The organism is Pseudomonas sp. NBRC 111131 (genome assembly GCF_001320525.1).
GTDB lineage: Bacteria > Pseudomonadota > Gammaproteobacteria > Pseudomonadales > Pseudomonadaceae > Aquipseudomonas > Aquipseudomonas ceruminis.
Genome location: NZ_BCBH01000020.1, coordinates 63,133 through 83,380, shown reverse-complemented (window position 1 = coordinate 83,380; position 20,248 = coordinate 63,133). Strand labels below are relative to the sequence as shown.

17 protein-coding genes are annotated in these 20,248 nt (G+C 64.6%); 12 read left to right on the top strand and 5 right to left on the bottom strand.

The features are described from left to right. Positions 1-113 precede the first annotated feature (113 nt). Positions 114-1,013, top strand: a complete 900-nt coding sequence (locus APH34_RS18345; protein WP_054902365.1) for a 1-aminocyclopropane-1-carboxylate deaminase/D-cysteine desulfhydrase — start codon at positions 114-116, stop codon at positions 1,011-1,013. Here the strand turns inward: APH34_RS18345 and APH34_RS18340 are convergent. Together APH34_RS18340 and APH34_RS18335 are read right to left on the bottom strand one after the other, a co-directional pair. Continuing rightward, positions 1,004-1,549 (bottom strand): cytochrome b, encoded by a 546-nt coding sequence (locus tag APH34_RS18340; protein WP_054902364.1) that lies wholly within the window; start codon positions 1,547-1,549, stop codon positions 1,004-1,006. The genes APH34_RS18345 and APH34_RS18340 overlap by 10 nt on opposite strands. Before the next feature lie 137 nt (positions 1,550-1,686). After that, a complete protein-coding gene (locus APH34_RS18335) occupies positions 1,687-2,667 on the bottom strand; it encodes a DUF1853 family protein (RefSeq protein ID WP_054902363.1) in 981 nt (326 codons plus the stop codon). A 44-nt stretch (positions 2,668-2,711) separates the two neighbouring features. Between APH34_RS18335 and APH34_RS18330 the strand changes: the two genes are divergently transcribed. From APH34_RS18330 to APH34_RS18280, 11 genes are all read left to right on the top strand, one after another. Continuing rightward, positions 2,712-3,602, top strand: coding sequence for an NAD(+) kinase (locus APH34_RS18330; RefSeq protein ID WP_023632574.1), 891 nt, complete (start codon positions 2,712-2,714; stop codon positions 3,600-3,602). Further along, complete coding sequence (locus APH34_RS18325; protein ID WP_054902362.1) at positions 3,602-4,573, top strand: metallophosphoesterase; 972 nt, start codon at positions 3,602-3,604, stop codon at positions 4,571-4,573. Before APH34_RS18330 ends, APH34_RS18325 begins: the two co-directional genes overlap by 1 nt. Next, the gene (locus APH34_RS18320) at positions 4,570-5,448 is read left to right on the top strand and encodes a rhomboid family intramembrane serine protease (protein WP_054902361.1); all 879 of its coding nucleotides are present in this window, start codon (positions 4,570-4,572) and stop codon (positions 5,446-5,448) included. Before APH34_RS18325 ends, APH34_RS18320 begins: the two co-directional genes overlap by 4 nt. A 13-nt stretch (positions 5,449-5,461) precedes the next feature. Then, positions 5,462-5,722, top strand: a complete 261-nt coding sequence (locus APH34_RS18315) for a YeaC family protein (RefSeq protein ID WP_054902360.1) — start codon at positions 5,462-5,464, stop codon at positions 5,720-5,722. Continuing rightward, positions 5,719-6,549: a DUF2797 domain-containing protein gene (locus tag APH34_RS18310; RefSeq protein ID WP_054902359.1), complete on the top strand. Its 831-nt coding sequence runs from the start codon at positions 5,719-5,721 to the stop codon at positions 6,547-6,549. Before APH34_RS18315 ends, APH34_RS18310 begins: the two co-directional genes overlap by 4 nt. A 13-nt stretch (positions 6,550-6,562) precedes the next feature. Further along, positions 6,563-9,220: an aminopeptidase N gene (gene pepN / locus APH34_RS18305; protein WP_054902358.1), complete on the top strand. Its 2,658-nt coding sequence runs from the start codon at positions 6,563-6,565 to the stop codon at positions 9,218-9,220. 268 nt (positions 9,221-9,488) lie between these two features. Continuing rightward, positions 9,489-10,517, top strand: a complete 1,029-nt coding sequence (locus APH34_RS18300) for a YCF48-related protein (protein ID WP_054902357.1) — start codon at positions 9,489-9,491, stop codon at positions 10,515-10,517. A gap of 20 nt (positions 10,518-10,537) precedes the next feature. Beyond that, entirely contained in the window at positions 10,538-12,913 is a 2,376-nt protein-coding gene (locus tag APH34_RS18295) for an RND family transporter (protein ID WP_054902382.1), read from the top strand. 112 nt (positions 12,914-13,025) lie between these two features. Next, entirely contained in the window at positions 13,026-13,313 is a 288-nt protein-coding gene (locus APH34_RS18290) for a DUF5629 family protein (RefSeq protein WP_054902356.1), read from the top strand. Continuing rightward, positions 13,279-14,409: a lactonase family protein gene (locus tag APH34_RS18285; RefSeq protein WP_054902355.1), complete on the top strand. Its 1,131-nt coding sequence runs from the start codon at positions 13,279-13,281 to the stop codon at positions 14,407-14,409. The genes APH34_RS18290 and APH34_RS18285 overlap by 35 nt, the downstream gene beginning before the upstream one ends. 123 nt (positions 14,410-14,532) lie before the next feature. Continuing rightward, on the top strand, positions 14,533-14,712 hold the full coding sequence (locus tag APH34_RS18280; protein ID WP_054902354.1) for a hypothetical protein: 180 nt from the start codon (positions 14,533-14,535) through the stop codon (positions 14,710-14,712). Positions 14,713-14,752: 40 nt separating this feature from the next. Here the strand turns inward: APH34_RS18280 and APH34_RS18275 are convergent, their stop codons facing one another. From APH34_RS18275 to APH34_RS18265, 3 genes are read right to left on the bottom strand one after another with little or no spacing between them, the layout of a single operon-like run. Beyond that, positions 14,753-15,346, bottom strand: coding sequence for a glutathione S-transferase (locus APH34_RS18275; protein ID WP_054902353.1), 594 nt, complete (start codon positions 15,344-15,346; stop codon positions 14,753-14,755). Then, on the bottom strand, positions 15,343-18,987 hold the full coding sequence (locus tag APH34_RS18270; protein WP_054902352.1) for an AAA family ATPase: 3,645 nt from the start codon (positions 18,985-18,987) through the stop codon (positions 15,343-15,345). The genes APH34_RS18275 and APH34_RS18270 overlap by 4 nt, the downstream gene beginning before the upstream one ends. Next, positions 18,984-20,222 carry an exonuclease SbcCD subunit D C-terminal domain-containing protein gene (locus APH34_RS18265; protein WP_054902351.1) on the bottom strand — a complete coding sequence of 413 codons (1,239 nt, stop codon included), beginning with the start codon at positions 20,220-20,222 and terminating at the stop codon, positions 18,984-18,986. Before APH34_RS18265 ends, APH34_RS18270 begins: the two co-directional genes overlap by 4 nt. Between the last annotated feature and the right edge of the window lie 26 nt (positions 20,223-20,248).

Genomic DNA, 20,248 nt, shown 5'->3' with positions numbered 1-20,248 from the left:
AGCCCGCTCCGACAGGTACGCCACTGCCCTTGAAATGGGTGGCGCACCTGCAGGCGCGGGCTTGGACCGGGCTTTCACTGGTAAACTGATGCCTTCGCATCAGGCGTTGAACCATGTCTACCCGCTTCCATGACCTTCCTCAGGCCCCTCTACAGCGCCTCGAGCTACCCTGGCTGACAAGCGCCAAGGTTGAAGCCGCCATCCTGCGCCTGGACCTGATTGACCCGCTGATCAGCGGCAACAAATGGTTCAAGCTGCGCCACCACCTTCTGCACGCTCATGAAGCAGGCGCCCCCGGGCTGATCAGCCTCGGCGGTAACCACTCCAACCACCTCCACGCCCTGGCCGCTGCCGGCAAACGCTTCGGTTTCGCCACTGCAGGCCTGTTGCGCGGGCACCCTCAGGACACCTCCACGGTGCGTGACCTCCAGGCGCTGGGCATGGAGCTGCACTGGCTGGGTTACGGCGGCTACCGCGCCCGCCACGAAGCCCGCTTCTGGGAGCCCTGGCAGGCGCGCTACCCCGGCTGGCACTGCATTCCCGAAGGCGGTGGAGGCTTTGCCGGGGCGCAGGGGTGTGCATTGATCGTCGAGCAGGCGCGGGCACAACTGGCGACGCTGGGCTGGCCCGACTATCATGCCTGGTGGCTGGCTGCCGGCACTGGCACCACCCTGGCCGGCCTGGTGCTCGCCGAGGCGGGCAGGCATGCGGTGCATGGCGCCCTGGCGGTGCCATTGGATCATGGTGTACCTGAGGCGGTGGCACGGCTGGCGGGTACTGGCGGCTACCAGCTGCATGAGGCTTGCCGCGGCGGCTTCGCCAAGGTCGATGCGCATCTGCTGGGTTTTATCGACGCTGTCGAATGCCGCAGCGGCATCCCGTTAGAGGCACTCTATACCGGCAAAGCCCTGCTGGCCCTGCATGAGCGAGTGCACGCCGGGCTGTTCGCGCCCGGCACGCGGCTGATTTTCCTTCATACCGGTGGCCTGCAGGGCCGGCGCGGTTACTTGTAGGGCAGCATGCGCAGCAGCGTGTTGTCGCGCTGCACGTAATGGTGGTAAAGCCCAGCCAGGGCGTGCAGGCCGATCAGCCAGTAACCCCAGGTAGCCACCCGCTCATGCCAGCCTTTGATGAACTTGGCCTGGTCCGGATCCGGGCCGATCAGGTGCGGCAGTTCCAAACCATAGAACGGCACGGGCTTGTCGGCGGCGCTGAGGATCAGCCAACCGGCGAGCGGCAGACCGATCATCAGCAGGTACAGGGCCAGGTGCATCAGGTGGGCGAGGCCGGTCTGCCAGGCGGGTGGCTTGGGCATGATCGGCGGCGCAGGGCGAATCAGGCGTACGGCCAGGCGTAGCCACACCAGTACGAATACGCTCAGGCCGAGCATGAAGTGCAAGTCCTTCATCAGGTTGCGCTCGGCGCTGTCCTTGGGGAACAGGCCGCGAAACTCCATGCAGGCATAGACGGCGGCCAGCAGCACCAGCATCAGCCAATGCAAGGCGATGGACAGGCGCGAGTAATGAATCGCAGGGGTGGATGAAACCATGGGGGTTCCTCGTCATCAGGTCGGGGTGGCGCTCTTGGCGGCGCTCACTGCTAACTCTAACCGCTGATTGTGATAATGCTTTGCTCCAGGTCGTGGTATTGCGTCATCTGCATCGGCGCCGACCCGGGCAAGCACACCTAGTCACTGGCCAGGTGCGGCCAGCTATCTGCCACCAGAAACACGCGCTCGCCCTCGTGCCAGGCGTTATCCGAGCCTGGCTCCAGCCTGACCAGCATCTGCGCTGGCGCATGCGGCGCCAGCAGCTGCAACCACGCTGCGAACTGCTGCGCCGCCCAGCACGCATCTGCCTCGACCCGTGCCGGCGCCAGCCAGGCCTGGCGAGGCAGGGGCTGCCAGCGTTCACCCGCGGCAATTGACCAATCCCGCCGCCTAACCCAGCGCCCCCGCAGGTGCAGCGGATTGGCGCCCTCGGGCGGGGCAGCATGCCCTGGCCAGGGATAGAACAGATAACCCGCAAGCCACAGATGGGCCTGCACCTGCTGCACGCCCACCCTGGCCAGCGCCTCGCGGCTCTGCGCGTCACTGGACATGGGCAGCTGATGCCCCGCCACGTGCGCCAGCTTGCTGCCCAACCGGTCGTGGCAGCCCGGTCCGAGCCACTGCGCCGGGTCACTCCCTGAGGCGTGCGTTGGCCCCAGGTACAGCTTGATCGCCAGTTCCAGGTGGTGCGTGCCGTCCCGGTCGCGCAGCAGGATATCCAGCTCGCCCAGGGTCCGTGCGCTGGAGCGGATCGCCAGGTTGGCCGCCAGCAGTTCGATCCCGGGTGCCTGGCCGAGGGCGAATTGCCACAGCCCTTCGTAGTACAGGCCCAGGCGCCGACTGGTGATTTTCGCCAGCCAGTCACGCAAGGGCTGGTCGTCGCTGTCCAGAGCCTGCAACCAGTCCACCAGCCGTTGCGGGTCATCCGCCCACGCGCTGCCTGTCAGCGGGTGGCGCTGGGGGCAGGGCGGGGCGCTCAGCAGCGGGGGCGACAGCAGGGCCCAGGCCAGGTCACGCACGGCCGGGCGGCGCAACTGGCGGGGCAAGTCGTGAAGTTGGGTGAATGGCATCATGCTGCGAGCATAGCCGGTTTGCCGCTGCCCGGTCGTTTCGCCCATAATCGCGGCATAGTCACCCCGCCGCAGAGCCTCGCAGGAGCCCCATGGAGCAATTTCGCAATATCGGTATCATCGGCCGCCTTGGCAGCTCGCAGGTGCTGGACACCATTCGCCGACTGAAAAAATTCCTCCTCGAGCGCCATCTGCACGTGATTCTCGAGGACACCATCGCCGAAGTGCTGCCAGGCCATGGCTTGCAAACCTCAACGCGCAAGCTGCTGGGCGAAGTCTGTGACCTGGTCATCGTGGTCGGTGGCGACGGCAGCCTGCTTGGCGCCGCCCGCGCCCTGGCCCGGCATAACATCCCGGTGCTGGGCATCAACCGTGGCAACCTGGGTTTTCTCACCGATATCCGCCCCGACGAGCTGGAAGAAAAGGTCGCTGAAGTGCTCGACGGCCATTACCTGGTCGAGAACCGCTTCCTGCTGCAGGCCGAGGTGCGCCGCCACCACGAGGCCATCGGCCAGGGTGACGCGCTCAACGACGTGGTCCTGCACCCGGGCAAGTCGACACGGATGATCGAGTTCGAGATCTACATCGACGGCCAGTTCGTCTGCAGCCAGAAGGCCGACGGCCTGATCGTCGCCACCCCGACCGGCTCGACGGCCTATGCCTTGTCGGCCGGTGGCCCGATCATGCACCCCAAGCTCGATGCCATCGTCATCGTGCCGATGTACCCGCACACCCTGTCAGGCCGGCCCATCGTGGTCGATGGCAACAGCGAGCTGAAGATCGTGGTGTCCAAGGACCTGCAGATCTACCCGCAGGTCTCGTGTGACGGCCAGAACCATTTCACCTGCGCCCCCGGCGACACCATCACGGTCAGCAAGAAACCGCAGAAACTGCGCCTGATCCACCCGCTCGACCACAACTACTACGAGGTTTGCCGCACCAAGCTCGGCTGGGGCAGCCGCCTGGGAGGCAGGGACGACTGATGCTCGATCCGGCGCGAAGTTTCGACATCATCGGCGACGTGCACGGCTGTGCGCTGACCCTCGAACGCCTGCTCGACGCCCTGGGCTACAAGCGTGTCGGCGGCGTGTGGCGCCACCCGCGGCGCCAGGCGCTGTTCCTTGGCGACATCGTCGACCGCGGCCCGCGCATACGCGAAGCGCTGCACATCGTCCACGACATGGTCGAGGCCGGCCAGGCGTTCTGCATCATGGGCAACCATGAGTACAACGCCCTGGGCTGGGTTACCCCGGCGCTGCCTGGCAGCGGCAAGGCCTTCGTGCGCGAGCACACGCCTCGCCATGCCAGGTTGATCGACGAAACGCTCGCCCAGTTTGCCCAGCACCCCGGCGACTGGCACGACTTCCTCCAGTGGTTTTACGACATGCCGCTGTTCGTCGACGCCGGGCGTTTCCGCCTGGTGCATGCCTGCTGGGACCCACGGCTGATCGAGCCCCTGCGCCAGCAATACCCTGACGGGCGCATCGACCCCCATTTCATCCAGGCTTCGGCAGTGTCCGGCAGCTTCGCCGCCACCGTGTGCAACCGCCTGCTGCGCGGCACCGACATGCGCCTGCCGGATGGCCTGACGCTGACCGGTGGCGATGGCCTGACCCGCGCCTTCTTCCGCACCAAGTTCTGGGAAGAAGACCCGCAGACCTACGGCGACATCGTCTTCCAGCCCGACGCGCTGCCCGATGAAGTGGCCCGCACGCCGCTCAGCCACACCGACAAAAATGCCTTGCTACGCTATGCCGAGGATGAACCGTTGCTGTTCGTCGGCCATTACTGGCGCAGCGGCCGCCCGGCGCCGATCCGCGCCAACCTGGCGTGCCTGGACTACAGCGCGGTGCTGTACGGCAAGCTGGTGGCCTATCGGCTGGATGATGAAACCCGTATCGACCCGCACAAGTTCGTGTGGGTGGACGTCGACCGACCGCAGGCCAATCAATGAATATCGTCGAAGTGATGCGCCTGCCGCTGTCGGTCGACCTCAGCGGCTTCGTCAAACTGTTGCAACGCCTGCAGGTCCCCCATCGGGTCAGCGAGGAGGGTGAGGTCCAGGTCCTCTGGGCCCCGGAAACCATGGCCGCCGATGTCCTCCAGCTGTACCAGCGCTTCCCCGACGGGAACGCCGACATCGAGCCTGCTACCGACCCTATGGGAGCCAGCTTGCCGGCGAAAGGGCCGACACTGGCTGAACAGGCCCGCGCCTGCAAGGTTACGGCCAGCGTGCTGTTCCTCTGTCTGATCGTTGCCGGCCTTACTGGCCTGGGCGACAACCTTGCCACCATCAGCTGGTTCACGTTCCTCGACTTCCGCGTCCAGGGCGAGTACCTGCACTTCACGCCGCTGGCCCAAGGCCTGGCCGAGGGCCAGTGGTGGCGCCTGGTGTCGCCGATGCTGCTGCACTTCGGTGTGCTGCACCTGGCCATGAATGGCCTGTGGTACTGGGAACTGGGCAAGCGTATCGAACTGCGCCAGGGCTCCTGGCTGCTGCTCGGCCTGACCCTGTTGTTCAGCCTGGTGTCCAACCTGGCCCAGCACTACACCAGCGGCCCGAGCCTGTTCGGTGGGCTGTCCGGCGTACTGTACGGGCTGCTTGGGCACGTCTGGCTGTACCAGTGGCTGGCACCCAACCGCTACTTCAGCCTGCCCAAGGGCGTGCTGGTGATGATGCTCATCTGGCTGGTCATCTGCCTGACGGGCGTGGTCGGCCAACTCGGTTTCGGGCAGATCGCCAACGCCGCCCACGTCGGCGGGTTGCTCATCGGATGCCTGACGGGCCTCTTGGGCGGGGCGCTGGCCCGGCGTAAACTGTCCGCTTGATTTAGGAGACGCTATGTCCACGTTCGCGCAAATGATCGAAAACATTACCCCGGAAATCTACGAAAGCCTGAAAACGGCCGTAGAGATCGGCAAATGGTCCGACGGCCGCAGGCTCACCCCCGAGCAGAAAGAGTTGTCGCTGCAGGCCGTGATCGCCTGGGAGATGAAGAACCTGCCCGAAGACCAGCGCACCGGCTACATGGGCCCGCAGGAGTGCGCATCGAAGTCCGCACCGATTCCCAACATTCTGTTCAAATCGGACTCGGTACATTGATCGAACTCGCTCGTGGCTCTTTGAGCAAGATGGCGGTAAGCCTGGACGCCCCCGTGGTGCAGTACAGCTTGCGCCTGGATGACACGCAGGTGCCGGTCAACCCGCTGATCGGCCAGCGCCTGCGCCTGGAGTACCTGGGCGCTATTCACTGCAGCCATTGCGGCAAGCGCACCAAGACCAGCTTCAGCCAGGGGTACTGTTACCCGTGCATGACCAAACTGGCGCAGTGTGACGTGTGCATCATGGCCCCCGAACGTTGCCACTATGACGCCGGTACCTGCCGTGAACCGTCTTGGGGCGAACAGTTCTGCATGACCGACCACGTGGTCTACCTGGCCAATTCCTCAGGGATCAAGGTCGGTATCACCCGGGCCACCCAGTTGCCCACCCGCTGGCTCGACCAGGGTGCCAGCCAGGCGTTGCCGATCATGCGCGTGGCCACCCGCCAGCAATCCGGCCTGGTCGAAGACCTGCTGCGCAGCCAGGTACCGGACCGTACCAACTGGCGCACGCTGCTCAAGGGTGATGCCGAGGTGCTCGACCTGGTGGCCACCCGTGAACAGATCTTCGACGCCTGTGCCGACGGCCTGCGCGCGCTGCAGGGGCGCTTCGGCCTGCAGGCGATCCAGCCACTGCCCGACGCCGAAGTGGTGCAGATGAAATACCCGGTCGAGGCGTATCCGAAAAAGATCGTCAGCTTCAACCTCGACAAGGACCCGGTGGTGGAAGGCACGCTGCTGGGCATCAAGGGCCAGTACCTGATCTTCGACACCGGCGTGATCAATATTCGCAAGTACACGGCCTACCAGTTGGCCGTGCTCCAGTAAAAAGGACCTGCACATGCGTACCGAACAACCGCAAGTGATCTACCTCAAGGACTACCAGGCGCCCGAGTACCTGATCGATGAGACGCACCTGACCTTCGAGCTGTTCGAGGACCACACGCTGGTCCATGCGCAACTGGTCATGCGCCGTAACCCGGCACGCGGTGCCGGGCTGCCGCCGCTGGTGCTCGACGGCCAGCAGCTGGAACTGTTGCGCGCCTCCCTGGACGACCAGGAACTGCAAGTCAGCGACTACCAGCTCGAAGCCGACAGCCTGACCGTGCACCCCAAGGCCGAGCGCTTCACCCTGGACACCAGCGTCAAGATCCACCCCGAGCGCAACACCGCGCTCGAAGGCCTGTACAAGTCCGGCAAGATGTTCTGCACCCAGTGCGAGGCCGAGGGTTTCCGCAAGATCACCTACTACCTCGACCGCCCTGACGTCATGAGCACCTTCACCACCACGGTGATCGCCGAGCAGCACCGCTACCCGGTGTTGCTGTCCAACGGTAACCCTGTTGGCAGCGGCCCGGCTGAAGACGGCCGCCACTGGGCGACCTGGGAAGACCCGTTCATGAAGCCGGCCTACCTGTTCGCCCTGGTCGCCGGTGACCTCTGGTGTGTCGAGGACACCTTCGTGCGCCAGTCTGGCCGCGACGTGACCCTGCGCATCTACGTCGAACCCGAGAACATCGACAAGTGCGACCACGCCATGGTCAGCCTGAAGAAGTCCATGCGCTGGGATGAAGAAGTCTACGGCCGCGAGTACGACCTGGACATCTTCATGATCGTCGCGGTCAACGACTTCAACATGGGCGCCATGGAAAACAAGGGCCTGAACATCTTCAACTCCAGCTGCGTGCTGGCCCGCGCCGAAACCGCCACCGATGCTGCCCACCAGCGTGTCGAAGGCGTGGTTGCCCACGAATATTTCCACAACTGGTCGGGCAACCGCGTGACCTGCCGCGACTGGTTCCAGTTGTCGCTCAAAGAAGGCTTCACGGTGTTCCGCGACGCCGAATTCAGCGCTGACATGAACTCGCGCACGGTCAAGCGCATCGAGGACGTCGCCTACCTGCGCACCCACCAGTTCGCCGAAGATGCAGGACCCATGGCCCACCCGGTGCGCCCGGACAGCTTCATCGAGATTTCCAACTTCTACACCCTGACCGTTTACGAGAAGGGCGCTGAAGTGGTGCGCATGGTCCGCACCCTGCTGGGCGCCGAGGGTTTCCGCAAGGGCAGCGACCTTTACTTCGAACGCCATGATGGCCAGGCAGTGACCACTGACGACTTCATCAAGGCCATGGAAGACGCCAACGGCGTCGACCTTACCCAGTTCAAACGCTGGTACAACCAGGCCGGCACCCCGCGCCTGGACGTCAGCGAGGCCTATGACGCCACCGCGCAAACCTACAGCCTGACCTTCCGCCAGAGCTGCCCGCCGACCCCGGACAAGGCCGAGAAGCTGCCGTTCGTGATCCCGGTAGAGCTGGGCCTGCTGGACGCCACTGGCAACGACCTGCCACTGCAACTGGCCGGTGAAGCCCAGGCGACTGGCACCACCCGTGTGCTGTCGGTGACCGAAGCCGAGCAGACCTTCACTTTCCAGGACATCGCCGCCAAGCCGCTGCCGTCGCTGCTGCGCGGTTTCAGTGCGCCGGTCAAGCTGAGCTTCCCGTACGACCGTGACCAGCTGATGTTCCTCATGCAGCACGATAGCGATGGCTTCAACCGCTGGGAAGCGGGCCAGCAGCTGTCGGTACAGGTGCTGCAGGCGCTGATCGGCCAATACCAGCGCGGCGAAGCGCTGAGGCTCGACCAGCGGCTGATCACCGCGCTCGGCACCGTGCTGGGCAACGTATCGCTGGACCCGGCCATGGTCGCCGAGATGCTCTCGCTGCCAGGCGAAGCCTACCTGACCGAGATCAGCCAGGTGGCCGACGTGGATGCCATCCACACCGCCCGCGAGTTCGCCCGCCAGCAGATCGCCGAGCAGCTGTTCGACGCGCTGTGGGCGCGCTACCAGGCCAACCGCGAAGTGTCGCGCAACACCGCCTACGTGGCCGCTGCCGAACATTTTGCCCGCCGCAGCCTGCAGAACATCGCCCTGTCGTACTTGATGCAGAGCGGCAAGCCGCAGGTGCTGGAGGCGACCCTGGAGCAGTTCGAGCACTGCGACAACATGACTGAGCGCCTGACCGCGCTGGCCGTGCTGGTCAACTCGCCGTTCGAGGCTGAGCGCGCCAAGGCGCTGGAAAGCTTCGCCAAGCACTTCAAGGACAACCCGTTGGTCATGGACCAGTGGTTCAGTGTGCAGGCCGCCAGCACCCTGCCCGGTGGGCTGGCGCGGGTCAAGGCGCTGATGCAGCACCCGGCGTTCACCCTGAAGAACCCGAACAAGGTGCGGGCACTGATCGGCGCCTTTGCCGGGCAGAACCTGGTCAACTTCCACGCGGCGGATGGCTCGGGCTACCGCTTCCTGGCTGACCTGGTGATCGAGCTGAACGCACTGAACCCGCAGATTGCCTCGCGTCAACTGGCGCCGCTGACCCGCTGGCGCAAGTATGACGACGCGCGCCAGGTGCTGATGAAGGGCGAACTGGAGCGGATTCTGGCGTCCGGTGAGTTGTCCAGCGATGTGTATGAGGTGGTGAGCAAAAGCCTGGCCTGATTCAGGCGACGCGTGGGGCTGCCAGGCAGCCCATCCCCGGCAAACCGGCGCCCGCAGGTGCTGCACCGCTCGCAAGACGGTGTGCGCCCTGTGGGCGTCGGCTTGCCGGCACAGCGTATTCTGGTTAACAAAACATAACGTCCCGCTCGTTGTGTTCCCGCAAACATCCCCGCTACGATGGCCCGAAGCTATTGCAGGCCTCTAACACAGGGTTTTCGCAGTACCTGCAAGGCACAGACCCACCAAGAAGAACAGACAGGGGACGGTCATGAGGGAGCGGGTGATGACGCAGGTCAGGCGTGGTGCCTGGCCGCTGGCAGCTGGCGCGATGCTAGCGCTGGCATTGGGGATGTGGGCCGAAAGCGCCCAGGCCGCAGCCGCCGACGAGTACTCCACCGAGTCGGCCAAGGCCAGCCAGAGCCTGCTGATCGATGTCACCCATGCCGGCAAGCGCCTGGTGGCGGTCGGCGATCGCGGCCATATTCTGTTCTCCGACGACCAGGGCAACACCTGGACTCAGGCCAGGGTACCTACCCGACAACTGCTTACCGCCGTGTTCTTTCTCGACGACAAGCGTGGCTGGGCGGTCGGCCATGATGCGCAGATCCTCGCCAGCAACGATGGCGGCGCGACCTGGAGCAAACAGTTCGAAGACCTGTCCCGTGAAGCACCGTTGCTTGATGTCACCTTCCTCGATGCCCAGCATGGCTTTAGCGTGGGCGCCTATGGTGCCTTGCTGGAAACCCGCGATGGCGGGCAGCACTGGCAGGATGTCGCCGAGCGCCTGGACAACCCCGACCAGTTGCACCTCAACGGCATTGCCGTGGTCAAGGACGCCGGGTTATTCATCGTCGGCGAACAGGGCGGCATGTTCCGCTCCACCGACGATGGCCAGACCTGGGTCAACGTCGATAGCCCCTACGAGGGCTCGCTGTTCGGCGTGATCGGGACCGCCAAGCCCAGCACATTGCTCGCCTACGGCCTGCGCGGCAACCTGTTCCGCTCCACCGATTTCGGCGACAGTTGGCAACCGATCGTACTCAAGGCAGCCCGCGGTAACCTCGAATTCGGCCTGGCAAGCGCTACGCTTCTCGATGATGGCAGCCTGGTGCTGGTGGGCAACGGTGGCAGCGTGTTGCGCAGCATCGATGACGGGCAGAGCTTCAGCGTGTACAACCGCGCCGACCGCATTGCCCTGGCCGGTGTCAGCGGCCTGGCCAATGGCGGCCTGGTACTGGTAGGGCAGGGGGGTGTGCACCTGGCCACCGCCGATGGTGCAGAGGAGGTGCGTCCATGACCAGCCGAGAGAGCATCACCATGCACCCGCACCACCAGGACAAGCCCACACTGCTCGAACGCCTGATCTTCAACAACCGCCCCGTGGTCATCGCCCTCTGCGCGCTGGTGAGCGTCTTCCTGTTCTGGCAGGCCACGCAGATCCGCCCCTCGACCAGTTTCGAGAAGATGATCCCGCTTGAGCATCCGTTCATCGAACAGATGATGGAGCACCGCAACGACCTGGCCAACCTGGGTAACACCGTGCGCATTTCGGTCGAGGCGGTCAACGGCGACATCTTCGACAAGGACTACATGGAGACCCTGCGGCAGATCCATGACGAGGTGTTCTACCTGCCTGGCGTCGACCGGGCCGGGCTGAAGTCGCTATGGAGCCCCAGCGTGCGCTGGAGCGAGGTCACCGAGGAGGGCTTCTCCGGCGGCGAGGTAATCCCCAATACTTACAATGGCTCGCAGGAGAGCCTCGACACCCTGCGCGACAACGTGCTCAAGTCCGGCCAGGTCGGCCGCCTGGTGGGCAACAATTTCAAATCCAGCATCATCGACATCCCCTTGCTGGAAAGCTTCCCCGACCCACAGGACCCGGGCAAGCTGGTCAAGCTCGACTACCAGCGTTTCTCCCATCAACTGGAAGCGCAAATCCGCGACAAGTTCCAGGCGCAGAACCCCAATGTGAAGATTCACATCGTCGGTTTCGCGAAGAAGGTCGGTGACCTGATCGACGGCCTGGTGATGGTGGCGATGTTCTTCGGGGTGGCGCTGGTCATCACCTGGGTGCTGTTGTACTGGTTCACCTGGTGCATCCGCAGCACCATCGCCGTGCTCATCACCACCCTGGTGGCGGTGGTCTGGCAGTTGGGTTTGATGCACGCGGTAGGCTTTGGCCTGGACCCGTACTCGATGCTGGTGCCATTCCTGATCTTCGCCATCGGCATTTCCCACGGGGTGCAGAAGATCAACGGCATCGCGCTGCAGTCCAGTGACGCCGACAACGCACTGACCGCGGCCCGGCGTACCTTCCGCCAATTGTTCCTGCCGGGGATGATCGCCATCCTGGCCGATGCGGTGGGCTTCATCACCCTGTTGATCATCGACATTGGGGTGATTCGCGAACTGGCCATCGGCGCCTCGATCGGTGTGGCGGTGATCGTCTTCACCAACCTGATTCTGCTGCCGGTTGCGATCTCCTACGTGGGCATCAGCAAGAAGGCCATCGAGCGCAGTAAGAAAGATGCTACCCGTGAGCACCCGTTCTGGCGCCTGTTGTCGAACTTCGCCAGTGCCAAGGTGGCGCCGGTGTCCGTGGCCCTGGCCCTGGTGGCCTTTGCCGGCGGCCTCTGGTACAGCCAGAACCTGAAGATCGGCGACCTCGACCAGGGCGCGCCGGAGCTGCGCCCGGACTCACGCTACAACCAGGACAACAACTTCATCATCAGCAACTACTCGACCAGCTCGGATGTGCTGGTGATCATGGTCAAGACCCCGGCAGAGAGCTGCTCGATCCACTCGACGATGGCACCGATCGACGAATTGATGTGGACCATGGAGAACACCCCAGGCGTGCAGTCGGCGATCTCCCTGGTCACCGTGTCCAAGCAGGTGATCAAGGGCATGAACGAGGGCAGCCTGAAGTGGGAGACTCTGTCGCGCAACCCAGACATCCTCAACAACTCCATCGCCCGCGCCGACGGCCTGTACAACGCCGACTGCTCGCTGGCGCCGGTGCTGGTGTTTCTCAACGACCACAAGGCAGAAACCCTGGAGCGCGTCACCGCCGTGGCCAAGGCATTTGCCGACAGCCACAACAAGGACGGGCTGCAGTTCCTGCTGGCGGCTGGCAACGCCGGCATCGAGGCGGCCACCAACGATGTGATCCGCTCGGCCGAGTTGACGATCCTGGTGCTGGTGTACCTCTGCGTGGCCGTGATGTGCCTGATCACCTTCCGCTCCTTTGCCGCCACCCTGTGCATCGTGCTGCCCCTGGTGCTGACCTCGGTGCTGGGCAATGCGCTGATGGCATTCATGGGCATTGGCGTGAAGGTCGCCACCTTGCCGGTGGTGGCGCTGGGCGTTGGCATTGGCGTGGACTACGGCATCTACATCTACAGCCGCCTGGAAAGCTTCCTGCGCGCGGGCCTGCCGTTGCAGGAGGCCTATTACCAAACCCTGCGTTCGACCGGCAAGGCCGTGCTGTTCACCGGCCTGTGTCTGGCCATTGGCGTGTGCACCTGGATCTTCTCGGCCATCAAGTTCCAGGCCGACATGGGCCTGATGCTGACCTTCATGTTGCTGTGGAACATGTTCGGCGCGCTGTGGCTGCTGCCGGCGCTGGCACGGTTCCTGATCAAGCCTGAGAAGATGGTGGGCAAGGCGGGCGGCTCGATCTTCGCCCATTGAGGGGGCTGGGGCCGCTCTGCGGCCCGATCGCCGGCAAGTGGTTGCTACCGGCGATTGGGCTGCAAAGCAGCCCAGGGCTATAATGCCGGTTCACTTTTTTACCGGTAACCCCATGTCCTCCCTCGCCACCGCCCTCGCTACCTGCGACATGCTGTTGATCGACGGCCTGCACGCCTTCGATTTCACCTTCGACGAAACTGGCCTCACGGTCGAATGCATGGATGGCCGCCAACTGCGCCGTTGGACCTTCACCCCCGACCAGGTCGCCGCGGCCACCGCGGTGGGGGATGACTGGCAATTGCACGATGCCCAGGGTGAGCATCGACTAGTCTGTATGAGTGCCTTTCGCGCGCCGGATGAAGACGATGAACCGAATCTGGACGAACCTGCTGACCGCTAGCCTGATGAGCCTGACGATGACCGCCCATGCCGCCACCCTGCTGGTCGGCAGCTACACCGATGGCGCCAGCCAGGGTATCTACCGCTACGCCTTCGACAGCAAGGCTGGCCATATCGACCCCGCGCCGCTGCAGGTGGTCAAGAGCGTCAGCCCGTCGTGGCTGGTGCTTTCGGCTGACCAACGGCAGCTGTTTGCGGTCAACGAAACGCCGCAGGGCCATGTCAGCAGTTTCAGTATCAGCGGCAAAGGTGAGATCACGCCGCTCAACCAGGTGGCCACCCGTGGCGACGAACCCACCCACGCCAGCCTCAGCCGCGACCAACGCTACCTGTTCGTCGCCAACTACGCCGTCGCCCCCAATCCGGGCGGCAGCCTGGTGGTGGTCCCGGTGGCCAAGGATGGCAAGCTCAAGGCGGTGGTACAACAGGCGCGGCACAAGCCCAGTGGTGTCGACCCCGAGCGCCAGGCGGGCGCCCATGTGCATTCGCTGGTGCTCTCGCCCGATGGCAGCCACCTGTATGCGTGCGACCTGGGGGCCGACAGGGTGTTTATCTATCGCTATGACGGTGCCAGCAGCGATCGCCCGCTGAGCCCTGCGATCCCGGCATCGGTCGAGCTGCCGCCGGGCAGCGGCCCGCGTCACCTGCTGTTCGATGCCAAGGGGCAGCATGCCTACCTGACGCTGGAGATGAGCGCAGAAGTCGTGATGTTCGACGTGCAGAACGATGCCTTGCTCGAGCGCCAGCGCCTGCCACTGACCGAGCACAAGGAGGCGGCGGCCAGGGCGGCCGGCGGCCTGCACCTGTCGGCGGACGGGCGTTTCCTGTATGTCAGCAACCGCGGCACAGCCAATGAGATCGTGGTGTTCAGGGTGAGCAAGGACGACGGCCAGCTGGCGTTGCTGCAACGTCGCACGGTGGAGGGCGATCACCCGCGGGAGTTTGCCCTGGACCCAAGTGAAAACTTCCTGCTGGTGGCCAACCAGAAGAGCAACCAGATCGTGGTCATGCGCCGCGATCCGCGCACTGGCATGCTGGGTGAGACGGTGCAGACCTTGCCTCAGGAGGCGCCTTCGGATTTGAAGTTTATCGAGTGAATATCGATACGCGTGATAATCCCTAGCAGCGTAATAAATTTCTGTGGCTGACTTCAGCGGCGTAAGTTTGACCCAAGGCCCAAGCGGGCCACCGTCAAACCACCGCAGTCGAGGTCAGCCCCCATGAACTTCAATCTCTTCCCGGTCATCGCCGCCTCCGCCATTTCCGCTTCGGTCGTGCTGCCGACGCACGCCCATGCCGACACCAGCAGCAAGGCATCCGCCACCCACAGTTACACCGAGCAGTACCTGCGCCAAAGCGCGCATTTCCACGCGGCCTTGAGTGGCAAGCACAGCCACTGACCCAGCGCTGAGCAATGAACCTGTGGGAGCGGGTGGATAGCTATTTGGCCATCACCGCCTTGAACAGTGGTGACGCCAACCACCCCTCCAGCCAGCTCCGCACTTGCGGATAAGCCGCCTCGGCGAACCACTGCGGTTCGACCCCGGCGAACTGGCGCATCAGTGGCAACAGGGCAGCGTCGGCCAGGCTTGGATGATCGGCCAGCAGGTAGGGCCGGCCTTCGAGCAAGCGTTCAAGCGCCGCCAGCCATGTTTCGGCCTGCTGGCGGTAATGCGTGCGTGGGTGCTCGGGGTAACGCTCGGCATACTTGTACAGGTTCACCTGAGTCTTGAACTCAGTGTCATTGCGCGCAATCAGCGCCTCGGCCTGCTGTGCCGCTGCAGGGTCCGCTTGCAGGCGCCAGTCCTGCGGGTCGTGCTGTTCCAGGGCCCAGCGCATGATATCCAGGCTTTCCTCCAGCACCCGGCCACCGGTGTCGAGCACCGGGACCGTGCCCTTGGGCGACACCGCCAGCAACTCGGCCGGCTTGTTCTTCATCGCCACTTCGCGCACCTGCACCTCACACCCGGCATAGCGCAGGGCCAGGCGCGCGCGCATGGCCCAGGGGCAACGGCGGAACGAGTAGAGGATCACCCGCACACCTCTACATCACTCAGCCCATTGCCCTGGCGACGTACCTGGATCTGTACCGGGATGCGCTCGTGCATCTCCTGCACGTGGGAAATCACCGCGACCTTGCGGCCTTGTGCCTGCAGGCCATCGAGGGCGTCCATGGCCAGTTGCAGCGATTCAGGGTCGAGGCTGCCGAAGCCTTCGTCAATGAACAGCGACTCGATGCGCAAGGTGCTCGAGGCCATCGATGCCAGGCCCAGGGCCAGGGCCAGCGAAACCAGGAAGGTTTCGCCGCCGGACAGCGAGTGCACCGAGCGCAGTTCATCGCCCATTTCGGTGTCCATCACCAACAGGCCCAGTGCGCTGCCGCCGCGCTTGAGGCGGTAGCGGCGCGCCAGCTGGCGCAGTTGGGCGTTGGCGTGGTGCAACAACAGGTCGAGGTTGTAGCCCTGGGCGATCTTGCGGAACACGTCACCCGAGGCCGAACCGATCAGCGCGCTGAGCCGCGCCCAGCGCTGCCACTGTTGGTGCGCCTGCTCGATTTCCGCCGCCAGGCTCTGGTGGGCCTGCTGCCGGCGCTGGTCGTCGGCCTGCTGGGCACGCAGTTCGGCGCAGTGCTGCTCATGGCTGGCCAGGCGCTCTCGCAGTTCGCCGAGGGCGTGTTCCAAGTCTTCGGCTGAGGCGTGCACGGTCATGCTGGCGGTGTGCTGAGCGAGGCGCTGCTCACGTTCCTGAAGCACTACGCTGGTTTGTTCGATGGCTTTTTCGGCAGTTTGCAAGCGTTGACGCAACCCGCTCAGTTGAGCATCGTCCATGGCCAGCAGCCGATCGAGGCCGGCGTCGTCCAGTTCCGGGTGCTCGGCACGCCACCGGGCGATGTCACCTTGCAGCTGTTGGCATTCAGTGTCCAGCGCCTGTTGCTGCTGCGTGTTGGCCTTGAGCTCACTGGCCAACTGCACGCCCTGGGTTCGCAGGTCCTGCAGGCGTTGGGCGGTATCGACGTCGAGCGCCCGAGCCTGTTCCAGCTGGGCATCACTGTATTGTTGCCAGGCTTCGGCGCTGGCATGTTCGCCGAGCAGCTCGCCGAGCGACGTCAGGGCTTGCTGACGCTGCTCAGCCAATGCACCGAGTTTTTGCTGCAATTGCTGCTGATTGAGCAGGCGCGCCTGTTGTTGGTCGCGCAGCTTGTCCAACTGTACTTGGCGTGCTTGTTGTTCTTCCTGCTCGTCCTTGCGTTGCTCCAGCTGTTGCAAGCGCAGGGCGATCTGCTGGTCGAGGGCGAGGAAGGCATTGGCCGGGTCGTCGCTCAGGGCCTTGAGCACGTCCTCGGGCAGTACCCCGGCCAGGTCGTTCAGCCCTTGTTGCAACTGCTGCTCATCGTTGGCCAGGGCTTGATGCTGCTGGTCCAGGTGGTGCTGGGCTTGCTGCTGGGCCTGCTGCGCCGCCTGCAACTGCTGGTTCAGGCGGGCTGCATCCTTTTGCAGAGCGAGCAGGGCACTCTGGCGTTTCTCGTCCTGGCTGATCTCGCCGTCCAGGCGCCGCAGCTGGCCGTCGAGCCAGGCGCTGCGGGCCTTGTCGTCCTGCGGCGCCAGTGCCGGCCAGAGGCTGTGTGCCTGCACCTGCGCCACCAGCGGTTGCAACTGCTCGCCCAGTTGTACCTGTTGCTGCTGGAGCTCCTTGAGCTGGGCATTGACCACACCCAGCCGGGTGCGCAATTCCACCAGCTTGCCATTGAGGTCTTCGACCTGCTTCTGGGCCGCTTGCTCTTCAGCCTGGTCGTGGCGGCCCAGGCTCTGCAACAGTGCTTCGGGTTGGTGGAACGGGTGTTCGGCGCTGCCACAGACCGGGCAGGGTTCGCCCTGACGCAGTTGGCCGCGCAGTTCCTCGACACTGGTGTTGCGCGCCAGGCGCTGGCGTTCGAGCAACTGGCGGGTGATGTTGAGCGCCTGCTCGGCCGCTTCCAGCTCGGCCTTGGCCGCGGTCCCTTCGCCAATCAGGTGTTGGCGTTGCTGCAGGGCCTGTTGTTGCCGCTCATGCACGGCATCGAGCTGTTGGCGCAGTTCCAGTTCACGCCCATGCAGACGCGACAGTTCTTCGACGGCACGCTGCTGTTTGCGATTGTCCTGCAGCATGCCGCCGAGCAGGTCGATTTGTTCGGCCAGCGCGTGTGGTTCGGCCTTGGCCTCGTGGAACAGCAGTTCGAAAGCGTCGCGCTCGGCCTGCCACTGGGCATTGGCCTGGCTGGCCCGGGCTTGCAGGCCCGGCAGCTCGTCACGCCCCTTGGCCAGGCGCCCGCCGATCAGCATCACTTGCTTCAATTGGGGCAGATAGGCCTGCCAGGCGCTGGCCAGGCCAGCCAGGTGTTGGCTCTGCTCCAGGGCAGTATCGATCTGTGCCAGTTGTTGTTGGCTGCGTTGCTGGTGCTCATCCAATTGCTGCAGTTGCTGCTGGCCCTCGGCGACGTCCTGGTCCGCTTGCTGGCTGGCCGTACGTTGGGTCGCCAGTTCTGCGTCCAGGCGTGCCAGGCTGTCCTGGCCGGCAAAGGCCTGGCGCAGGCGGGGGGCGTTTGCGCTGTGTTGGGTCTGGGCGTCGACCAGTGCCTGGCGAGCGGCGGCCAGCGCCTGTTCCAGTTCGCTGGTGCGAGCCTGCAAGTCGGTTTGCTGGCGTTGCTGCTCGGCGATGTGCGCCGCCAGCGGTGCGCGCTGCGCGCTCAACATCTGCTGGCGATGGAATTGGTGGCGCTGTGGCGCCAGGCGCTCCAGGCGTTGCAGGTCGAGGCGCTGTTCGGCCAGCTGTTGCCAGGCCAGTTCGGCTGCTTGCAGCGCATCACTGGCCTCGACGTGCTGGGTTTGCAACTGGTGCTGCTCATTGAGCCAGTTGCGTTGCAGCTCCAGGTGGCGCTCAGCGGCCTGATCGGCCTTCAACTGCTGCTGCGCCTGCTCCAACTGTTGGTCGAGTGCGGCACGGGCTTCGGTGGCCATCGGCAACAGGTGGCCGGCGCGCTCTTTCAGGGCATTGTGCGCGTCGCCGGTTTCGCGGGCCTTGCTGAAGGCGCGTTGGCCGAGGCGTGTGTAGATGGCCGTGTTAGTGAGCTTTTCCAGCAGCTCGCTGCGCTCTCTGTCGTCGGCCTTGAGAAACGCGCTGAACTCGCTCTGGGCCAGCATCACCGCGCGGGTGAACTGCTCGAAGTTCAAGCCCAGGCGTGCCTCGACCAGTTGCTTGTACTCGTTCTTGCCGCTGCCCAGTAGCTGTTCGCTGTCCAGGTCGTACAGGCTCTGGCGGCTGTGCTGCAATTTGCCGTTGGCCTTGTCGCGGGCGCGGTTGGCCTCCCAGCGCGCCCGGTAGCGGTGCCCGTCGATGCCGATGAAGTCGACCTCGGCAAAGCCACTGCCGGTGCCCCGGCGCAACAGGTTGCGTGGGTCGGAAGTGGGAATTTCGCCGTCGGCGTCCGGTACCTTGGCTTCACGGCCAATAGCGTTGAGCCGCGGTACGGTGCCGAACAGGGCCAGGCACAGGGCATCGAGCAAGGTGCTTTTGCCGGCGCCGGTCGGCCCGGTGATGGCGAACAGGCCAGCACTGGCCAGGGGCTCGGCGGTGAAGTCGATGTCGATCGGGCCGGCCAGCGATGCCAGGTTCTTCAGGCGAATGGCAAGAATCTTCATGGCTGCTCCTCCTCGAGCTGGACGTCCTGCAACAGCAAGGCGAAGTCAGCCAGGGCCTGCTCGTCGGCGGGGTTGCCATAGGCCTGTTCCCAAGCGCGGCTGAACAAGTCCTGCGGGGTCAGCTGGGCCAGCTCGACGAACGCTAGCTCGTCATCCTCCTCGCTGCTTCGGCCGGCGTATTCAGCGCTGATGCGGATCAGCCGCACCGCCTTGCCGTGCAGGGCGCCCTCGATCTGCTGGCGCAGGTCGGGTTGCGGCTCATCCAGGCGCACGCGCACCTCAAGCCAAGGCTGGCGGTTGGGGTCTTCGAGCAGGTCGATCACAGGCAGCTCCGCCAGTTGCTCGAGCAGCTCGCCCAGCGGCGCCGGGCCGATGCGCTGCAGTGCAACAGCGCGGGGGACTGGGCGTGGTTCGACGCTGACCAGTTCGCTGCCGTTCAACTCGACTTCCAGCACCTGGTGCGGGTAGTTGATTTCGGCGAACGACAACGGGATCGGCGAGCCGCTGTAGCGGATGCGGTTTTCGCGGTTGACCTTTTGCGGCTTGTGCAAATGGCCCAGGGCCACGTAGCTGATGCCTTTGTCGAACAGCTTGGCCGGCAGCGCCTGGGCGTTGCCGATGATCAGGCTGCGCTCGGAGTCCTCGGACACCGCACCACCGGCCATGTGCGCGTGGCTGATGGCAATCAGGGCCTGGTCTTTCTTGCGCTTTTTCTGCGCAGCGGCAATCAGTTGCTGATGTACCTGGGTAATGCCTTGCAGGTAGTCGTCGCCCAGTTGCGGGCCGGTGACTTCGGCCGGGCGCAGGAAGGGCAGGGCCAGACACCAGGCAGCGACCTTGCCGCGGCCATTGGTCAGCGGGATCAACAGGCGTTCGGCATCCAGTTGGCCCTCATCGAGCCAGTGCACCCGGCCCAGTGCGTGTGTGCGCAGACGGCGCATGAGCGCTGCGGGCAGTTCGATGCGCGAGCCCGAGTCGTGGTTGCCGGCGATCATCACGATGTCCAGCTTCGGCTGTTGCTCGTGGGCCTGGACGATGAAGTCGTAGAGCCGCTCCTGAGCTTTGACCGGAGGGTTGACCGTGTCAAAGATATCGCCGGCGATCAGCAGTGCGTCGGGCTGGCGCAGGTGCAGTTGGCCGAGCAGCCAGTGGAGGAAGCAGGCGTGTTCGAAGTCGCGTTCCTGGCCGTGCAGGCTTTGGCCAAGGTGCCAGTCGGAGGTGTGAAACAGACGCATGGATGACCTGTGGTGTCGAGTCGAGC

Bases quoted from the DNA above. Each gene is read 5' to 3' on its own strand.
- APH34_RS18345 (WP_054902365.1), top strand. From the start codon at position 114: ATGTCTACCCGCTTCCATGACCTTCCTCAGGCCCCTCTACAGCGCCTC.
- APH34_RS18340 (WP_054902364.1), bottom strand. From the start codon at position 1,549: ATGGTTTCATCCACCCCTGCGATTCATTACTCGCGCCTGTCCATCGCC.
- APH34_RS18335 (WP_054902363.1), bottom strand. From the start codon at position 2,667: ATGGGCGAAACGACCGGGCAGCGGCAAACCGGCTATGCTCGCAGCATG.
- APH34_RS18330 (WP_023632574.1), top strand. From the start codon at position 2,712: ATGGAGCAATTTCGCAATATCGGTATCATCGGCCGCCTTGGCAGCTCG.
- APH34_RS18325 (WP_054902362.1), top strand. From the start codon at position 3,602: ATGCTCGATCCGGCGCGAAGTTTCGACATCATCGGCGACGTGCACGGC.
- APH34_RS18320 (WP_054902361.1), top strand. From the start codon at position 4,570: ATGAATATCGTCGAAGTGATGCGCCTGCCGCTGTCGGTCGACCTCAGC.
- APH34_RS18315 (WP_054902360.1), top strand. From the start codon at position 5,462: ATGTCCACGTTCGCGCAAATGATCGAAAACATTACCCCGGAAATCTAC.
- pepN (WP_054902358.1), top strand. From the start codon at position 6,563: ATGCGTACCGAACAACCGCAAGTGATCTACCTCAAGGACTACCAGGCG.
- APH34_RS18300 (WP_054902357.1), top strand. From the start codon at position 9,489: ATGAGGGAGCGGGTGATGACGCAGGTCAGGCGTGGTGCCTGGCCGCTG.
- APH34_RS18295 (WP_054902382.1), top strand. From the start codon at position 10,538: ATGCACCCGCACCACCAGGACAAGCCCACACTGCTCGAACGCCTGATC.
- APH34_RS18290 (WP_054902356.1), top strand. From the start codon at position 13,026: ATGTCCTCCCTCGCCACCGCCCTCGCTACCTGCGACATGCTGTTGATC.
- APH34_RS18285 (WP_054902355.1), top strand. From the start codon at position 13,279: ATGAACCGAATCTGGACGAACCTGCTGACCGCTAGCCTGATGAGCCTG.
- APH34_RS18280 (WP_054902354.1), top strand. From the start codon at position 14,533: ATGAACTTCAATCTCTTCCCGGTCATCGCCGCCTCCGCCATTTCCGCT.
- APH34_RS18270 (WP_054902352.1), bottom strand. From the start codon at position 18,987: ATGAAGATTCTTGCCATTCGCCTGAAGAACCTGGCATCGCTGGCCGGC.
- APH34_RS18265 (WP_054902351.1), bottom strand. From the start codon at position 20,222: ATGCGTCTGTTTCACACCTCCGACTGGCACCTTGGCCAAAGCCTGCAC.